The sequence below is a fragment of the Streptomyces sp. MBT53 genome, assembly GCF_016654115.1.
GTDB lineage: Bacteria > Actinomycetota > Actinomycetes > Streptomycetales > Streptomycetaceae > Streptomyces.
This window is the reverse complement of sequence record NZ_JAEQAZ010000403.1, coordinates 1-2,464: the sequence shown is the minus strand read 5'-3', so window position 1 is coordinate 2,464 and position 2,464 is coordinate 1. Positions and strand designations below refer to the sequence as shown.

The following is a 2,464-nucleotide window of genomic DNA, read 5'->3' as shown; positions in this document are numbered from 1 at the left end:
CGCAGCGGCAGCGCGCCGCTTTCCCGAGGCGGCCGACCAGCTGATACCCGTTATCCGCCGTGAGCTGGCAACGGGCGCCACCGGGAATGAAGGCATCGCCCTGGTCGGGGCTCTGGCACCGTTCGGCGCCAGAGCCCGCCAAGCTCTGCCGGAACTCATTGCGTGTCTACAGACCCGCCGTGCGGCCATCGTTGCCGCCCGCCACCTCGGAGCTAACGGCATCGCAACGCGGGAGACCACCGACCTGCTGTGCGAGGCTGTGCAGAGCAGCGACCTCGCTCTGCGTGCTGCGGCGGCCGTGGCCCACTACCAGCTGACCGGGAATGTCGATCTGGCCCTTTGCACGTTCGAAGGGCTGCTCTCCGGGACGGGCCAGACGCACGGGTACCTGAGCGCTCTGGAGCCGATGGGCAGCGCCGCCGCTCCGCTGCTGCCGTTCATCGAGCCTCTACTGGGGGCAGGATACGAGTGGACTCGACTGGCGGCTGCCGAGGCTCTCCTCTGGATCACCGGATCCCCGGACCGTGCCGTCCCCATCCTTGCCGAACTGGTTGGCCCTACCCCGGCCGGCCTCCGCGCGCTCAAAGCCCTCGCCGCCACTGACCAGGCCCCGGAAGAGCTCCGCCCCACCCTTCACTCCTTCGCCTTCTCGCCGCTCCGCCTCATCCATGACTCGCCTCTGTCGGGACAGGACCATCCGGACGAAGAACTCCGCATCCTGGCCCGAACGCTGCTCGCTGCCCACTAGCTGGTCCGCTCGCACTCAGTCGATCAGTGGCCCGCTCACAAAGGGAGGCGTCGATGCGTCTCCCCTGACTTGCAGGGATGAGCATCGGCGCTTTTCGATCCCGCAGGTGCGCACGCGGCCGCTTCCGGTCGAACCTCCGACCTTCCCCTACGGCACACACCGTCCGACGGCGACGGGCGCGGCGGCGACCGTGCACCACGAGAGTCCACTTCGCCAGAGTCCGGGGTTCTCCCCGGCGGCCGGTCGGCACCTGCCTCCTCATGGATCCCTCGCGGAGACGCAGGCTTCGCCTCCGGTGCCCCCGGCTTAAGGCGGCACGGGGCCACGGGTCAGACCGACAGTCCCCGGACCGGCGCTGCAGGACCGGCGGCGGGATCAACCGGTGTCGTCCGCCGGGGCGGAGACCTCAACAGCCGGCTGGTGCCAGCTGTTTGCCGGGGCGGGAGCCTCAAGGGCCCTCCCCGGCTTTTCCCGAATCCGTCGACGGGCCCGGCGCATCGCGCGCGTCGTCGGCGCTCCGGGTGACGCACGCGGCCGAAGGACACCCCTGACCCGCTCCTGACGCGGCTGGGGAACACGGGGCCGCCCGTCCGCGAGCACGGTGCGGTCGGGACGGCCCGACCACCACGGTGCCGAGCCGTCCCGCGCAGGGCGGCCGCTCAGCGCCAGCCGAGTTCCGGTGCCACCTGGGTCAGGATGCTCTCCAGCACGTGGGCGTTGTAGTCGACGCCGAGCTGGTTGGGGACGGTCAGCAGGAGGGTGTCCGCGGCCTGGACGGCCTCGTCCTGCCGGAGCTGCTTCACCAGCACGTCCGGTTCGGCGGCGTAGGAGCGGCCGAAGACCGCCCTGGTCGTGTCGTCGATCATGCCGATCTGGTCGCGGGAGTTGCGGTCGTTGCCGAAGTAGGCCCGGTCCGCGTCGTCGGTCAGGGCGAAGATGCTGCGGCTGACCGACACCCGCGGCTCACGCGTGTGGCCCGCCGCCTTGAAGGCCTCGCGGTAGGCCTCGATCTGCCTGCGCTGCTGGACGTGCAGCGGCTCGCCCGTCTCGTCGTCCTTGAGCGTGGAGCTCTGCAGGTTCATCCCCAGCTGCGCGGCCCACACGGCGGTCGCGTTCGAGCTGGAGCCCCACCAGATCCGCTCGCGCAGCCCCTCGGAGTACGGCTCGACGCGCAGCAGTCCCGGCGGGTTGGGGAACATCGGCCGCGGGTTCGGCTGCGCGAAGCCCTCGCCCCCGATCACCTTCAGGAACGTCTCGGCGTGCCGGCGGGCCATGTCCGCGCCGCTCTCGCCCTCCCCGGGGGCGTAGCCGAAGTGGCGCCAGCCGTCGATCACCTGCTCCGGTGAGCCACGGCTGATGCCCAGCTGCAGCCGGCCGCCGGAGATCAGGTCGGCGGCACCCGCGTTCTCGGCCATGTACAGCGGGTTCTCGTAGCGCATGTCGATCACACCGGTACCGATCTCGATCTGCGAGGTCCGCGCGCCGATGGCCGAGAGCAGCGGGAACGGGCTGCCCGCCTGCTGCGCGAAGTGATGCACACGGAAATACGCGCCGTCCACGCCCAGCTCCTCGGCGGCGACCGCCAGATCGATCGACTGGTACAGGAAATCGGCGGCGGACCGGGTCTTCGAATGCGGACCCGGCGACCAGTGACCGAACGAAAGGAAACCAATCTTCTTCACGCAGGCCAGAGCATCCGGCAGCCACAGTTGATTC

At 70.3% G+C, this 2,464-nt stretch carries 2 protein-coding genes; one reads left to right on the top strand and one right to left on the bottom strand.

All coding sequences use genetic code 11. The features are described from left to right. Positions 1 to 748: hypothetical protein (locus tag JHN45_RS51565; RefSeq protein WP_374195701.1), on the top strand; the 748-nt coding region annotated here is incomplete at its 5' end. A 659-nt stretch (positions 749 to 1,407) separates the two neighbouring features. On the opposite strand, the gene JHN45_RS51560 is transcribed toward JHN45_RS51565, so the two are convergent. After that, positions 1,408 to 2,430 carry an LLM class flavin-dependent oxidoreductase gene (locus JHN45_RS51560; protein WP_201056415.1) on the bottom strand — a complete coding sequence of 341 codons (1,023 nt, stop codon included), beginning with the start codon at positions 2,428 to 2,430 and terminating at the stop codon, positions 1,408 to 1,410. Between the last annotated feature and the right edge of the window lie 34 nt (positions 2,431 to 2,464).